The 4,452-nt window shown below is 60.5% G+C and carries 3 protein-coding genes; 2 read left to right on the forward strand and 1 reads right to left on the reverse strand.

The window, feature by feature from the left end; all coding sequences use genetic code 11:
• Nucleotides 1-1,450 (forward strand): relaxase/mobilization nuclease domain-containing protein (locus tag D477_RS19395; RefSeq protein WP_005274167.1); only part of this gene is annotated, 1,450 nt, incomplete at its 5' end.
• A 45-nt stretch (nucleotides 1,451-1,495) separates the two neighbouring features.
• Nucleotides 1,496-2,710: a hypothetical protein gene (locus D477_RS19400; protein ID WP_005274170.1), complete on the forward strand. Its 1,215-nt coding sequence runs from the start codon at nucleotides 1,496-1,498 to the stop codon at nucleotides 2,708-2,710.
• A gap of 78 nt (nucleotides 2,711-2,788) precedes the next feature.
• On the opposite strand, the gene D477_RS19405 is transcribed toward D477_RS19400, so the two are convergent.
• Nucleotides 2,789-3,862, reverse strand: coding sequence for a DUF4062 domain-containing protein (locus D477_RS19405; RefSeq protein ID WP_005274174.1), 1,074 nt, complete (start codon nucleotides 3,860-3,862; stop codon nucleotides 2,789-2,791).
• Nucleotides 3,863-4,452 lie beyond the last annotated feature (590 nt).

A 4,452-nucleotide genomic window follows, 5' to 3' on the forward strand; every position in this document is an offset into this window, starting at 1 on the left:
GCATCTGGACCGGCCACGGAAGGCCTTCGGCGTCGCCGTCCGGATCAAAGAGATGCAGTGGGATGCAGTTAAGAAGGAGCGCGTCCACGTCGGTTACAAGGACGCGAGCGTGTGGCATTGCTCGCTGAGCCTACGCGCGGAAGAAGGCGCCCTGACGGACCAGCAGTGGGGTGATATCGCGAACGACTTCGTGGACGCGATGGGCTTCACCGAGACCAGCGGCAGGGCACGCTGCCGGTGGGCGGCGATCAACCACGGCACCAGCGAGAACGGCAACCACCACATCCACATCGCGGTGTCGCTCGTCCGCGAAGACGGCACTAAAGCCTCCACACACGGTGATTACAAGCGTGCACAAAAGACCTGCCGCGAGCTGGAGGTCAAGTACGGGCTGGAACAGCTCTCCACTCTTCACGCCACCCGGGGCTACGACCGGGCCGAGAAGGCCCGGGCGGCCCGCGAGGAACGCGAAATGCATCGTCCGTCTTTGGAGCGCAAGGTGCGTGCCAGTTTCGGCGCCTCGACTTGTGAAGCAGAGTTCGTTCGCCGGGCGCGTGATACCGGGATGCTCCTGCGCCCGCGCTATGCAAAGAACACCACCGAGGTCATCACCGGGTACTCCGTGGCCGAACGTCCGGCCCGCGGGGAACGTCCGATCTGGTTCGGCGGAGGAGAGCTGGCCTCAGACCTGAAACTGGGGCACCTGCGCCAGCACTGGGCCGACTCACCGCAGTCAGCGATGGAGGCCGCGGCCGAGTGGAACGCGGCCGCGCGCAACAAGCGCAAGGTGTCCAGGACCGGCGCGGAGAAGGTAACACCGCCGGCAGAAATGTGGGTGGAGTACACCCGTAACGCAACAGCGCTGGTCGAGCAGCTGCGAGTACTCCCGCACGATGATCACGCCACGTGGGCGAAGGCTGCACGGGAAGTATCCGGTGCATTTGCTGCGTGGTCGCACCGCCTCGAAGCGACGCCCGGACCGCTGGCGGCCACCGCGGCTGAACTGTCCCGCACAGCGCAGCTGCGGGCGCCCCGGCATCACAGTAAGCCGGTCTCCCTGCCGTCCGTTGCCGGTACGGCGATGTTGTTCCTGGCGGCCTCGAGCAAGAACAAGACGGCGGCCCAATCGGCGCTCATGCTGCAGCTCGTCAACGCTGCCTTCGCGATCCACGAGATGCACCAACAGTCCGGGCGTACGAGGGAAGCACAGCGGCTCCGGGCCATCGTCACCGGGCAGCTGAAACAGTTCGCAGCCTCCATGCCCAGAACTGCGACGGTCGGCTCACCGGAGCAGGCAGCAGCAGAGCAGTCCGTCGTACCGAAGTCCGTGGAGATTGGCCTTCGCGGCATGGCTCCCATTCGTCCGGGGTCGGCCGTGCCGACCACTCCTACACCTGCCAAAACTCACCAACACACCGGCCGCGAGTCCGGACCTGTGCTCGACCGATAAGAATCCACCAAGTGCAAGGGGAACACCATGAGTGACTCAGATGGAATGGATGACGTTCTGGAAAACGGGATGCGGCAGTCGCTGCTGATCGCCTCGCGGATTGCCGAAACACTGGCCCGCCGCCGGCAGGAATCGCAGCGGCAGCAGGAACACCAGGACGCCCAGGCAGCACACGAAGCCGAGACACGTTTCGCGGCCGAGCGGACGGCGGCGCGCGCGGCTCTGGTACCTGTGGAGAAAGATCAATGGTGGGACAAAGCGGAGCCCAGCGATATTGCAACCGCATACGCCGTCGCCGAGGGCTGGAAGGACTACGACCCCACCGCACTGGCAGTCTCAGAACGAATCCGTCAGGAAGTCCTGACGCGCTATGGCATCGACACCCACGACGTTGGCGCGGACACCGCCTATCTGGAGTCAGGTATCCAAATCATCGCCACGGAAAAGGCCCGGCAGGCTGCTCTGGCAGCCAGTCAGGAAGAGACACGCAAAGCGGCCGCCGAACACGAGAAGGCCACGCAGCTGCTCGCAGCGGCCCGGGCCGAAGAACTCCGCGCCCAGGCAGAGAAACTGGCCCCTGAAATGGAGCGCCACCAGGTACCCGTGGAGTATCTGGCCAACCCCGAGCTGGCCCAAGCCTTGCAGCGGGCCCACAACGCGAAAACCCCCAAAGCAGTTGCAGCAGCCGACGCTGAGGTAAAGGAACGCATGTTCCTCATCGGCAAGGACGGCATCAACGGACCCGACATTGACCAGCTCCGCAAAGCCACGATGGACAATATCAACGGCGCAGTCGACTCGCAGTTCAAGGATCCCGAGTTCGTGAACGCCGCCAAGGAAATGCACGAGGCCAGGCTCCTAGCGGAAGGCGGATTCACAGGCACCCAGCAGGCGTCAATGGAACAGCGCTACGAACGAGCTGAGAAGGAACTCTTCGCTCGCCTCGAAAGCGTCGGTCGCGAAATCGAGAACCGTGTCACCGGCAACGACAGCACCCGACTCAAGGGTCAGGGCCTGGAAGCGGAAAGCACGTCGGCCGCCGACTACGGCTCGGCAGAACGCCAAACGGTATTCGAGGCATCCCTGGTCACAACTGGCGCCAATGAAACCCAAATCCGGGGTCGTGCCGCGGCAGAGCGCAGCGAAGGTACACACCCCAGCGCAGCCGTCACCATGAGCAAAGGCGCAGCCAAAGCCAAAAAGACCCAAACAGGGGTGGCCATGGGAGCAGAGCGGTCCAAGAGCGGTCCGGCCCGCTGAGCATGGAAGAGAATTCCCCAGCTGCGCGGTGACAGCGCGTGCAGCTGGGGCACCGGTTAGTTTCTGGCAGGAAGATCGTCAGCGTGTAATGTCCTCGCCCTTCTTGACTGCCCTGAGCTTCATCAGCTCATCCTGACCTAGAGAAGTCAGCGACCAGTATTTGTTGCGGTCGGTAGTCGAGCGCTTTTTGACCCCGTGGGTAATGAGACCCAGGGCAAACAATTGCACAAGCACGTCGTCGAAGCATTCTTTTATGACCTCTGCCCTGTGTGTTCGACCATGGTCTTTAGGAAGTCCTTGTTCACCGTTGACAATGACACCTAGGGCGAAGCGATCCAAAACGGCATCGAGGTCTTCTTCGCTGGCTTCGTTTATTAGAGAAGCTCCGACATCGTAAAAGATCTCGTTCCAGGTTACGGAAAAAGCTAGCTGCTGCCTGGCCTTCGGGGAGTGGCTGTAAACCCCTATTTTGACCGTGTCCTTGGTGTAGTAAAAGAGGTTTGCATACATCTCGTACTTGTCGTTGCCCGAGGCCAAGTCTTCGGGTATGGCCCCTTTCTTAGACTGGGCAGCCGACAGCTCGTTAGACAGCTTCAGCTCACTAACTTGAGCCCGAAGTTCCGCTATCTCGGCCAGCGTCTCGGGCGTCATCGCAAAGCGGCCACGAACCCAACCTTCGGAAGCGGTGTTCTTCATCGCGATGTTGAGCGCCCTGGAAACTTTGGACCCCAGGTCTTCAGCGTTGTTATACATCTTGACGTGCAAGGTCTGGACCTTGGCTCGGAAAGCATCCAGGAGATCACGGGCGGCAGCGTCCATCTCGGACTTGCTGATGGGGATGCTTCCCGGATCGGCATGCACAAAGCCCAGGACGGGTTTCCCTGACTCAACGGCGTAGTCGTATTCCATTTCCGTGTAGCTGATACCCTCCGCGGACATGCTGCCGTACCTGCCACCGACAATCACCACATAGAAGTCGCTCTGGTCGATCACCCTGCGGATGAGTGACCATTGGTCCTCACTGGCAGCGGGAAACATTTCCATGCCGGCAGGCAGGCAGTCCATCTCCAGCAGGGCCTGGATGACTTCACGGCGTTCGTCGATGAGGTCACGGAAGGTTGAGCTGACGAAGACTTGGTAGCGGCGTTCCATGGGTAATGTCTAGCACAGGGCGACTGACAGCCCTCTGCAACTGTAACCACGGCTGGTCGGGCTGAACGAGATGCGCTGGTGGTCACGATGTGCAGGGTCTTCCAGCCAAGCGCCTCCACCCATCTTCCGTCCGGAGACGAACGAAACGAAAGCGTTACACTCCGCCAACGTCCCTGATGTTGATACTCACCAGATGATTGGTCCCAGTCCGCCCTTCAGGGCACTACTCCTTTTTCAATTTAGTTGGCCACCTGGACGTGGGAAAAGGCCAGATAAATTGAGACGGATCGGCAAGGAACCGTCTCAATTTATCTGGGCATTCCGCCTCGATCGCTTTGGAGCCTTACTGCAGCACGAGCACCCCTGATGGCGCGGGTGCGGCACGCGAGCAGGATGCCTGGTGGCCAGACTGAGACAGACCCTAAAACCCGTAGGTGGCCAAGTAAGTTGCGAAAGTGGCCAACTAAATTGATACAGGACAGGTAGAGTTGCGAACGAAGCTAATAGTTGATCATTCAAGTACTACTACTTGACATAATATCAATTATCGGTGTTAAAGCTACGGGAACAGAAGTAGCTGCGAGAACTCC

Source organism: Arthrobacter crystallopoietes BAB-32 (assembly GCF_000328305.2).
Taxonomy (GTDB): Bacteria; Actinomycetota; Actinomycetes; order Actinomycetales; family Micrococcaceae; genus Crystallibacter; species Crystallibacter crystallopoietes_A.

What these genes read in the sequence shown, in the direction of transcription:
- D477_RS19405 (WP_005274174.1), bottom strand. Translation starts at nt 3,862, where the DNA reads ATGGAACGCCGCTACCAAGTCTTCGTCAGCTCAACCTTCCGTGACCTC.
- D477_RS19400 (WP_005274170.1), top strand. Translation starts at nt 1,496, where the DNA reads ATGGATGACGTTCTGGAAAACGGGATGCGGCAGTCGCTGCTGATCGCC.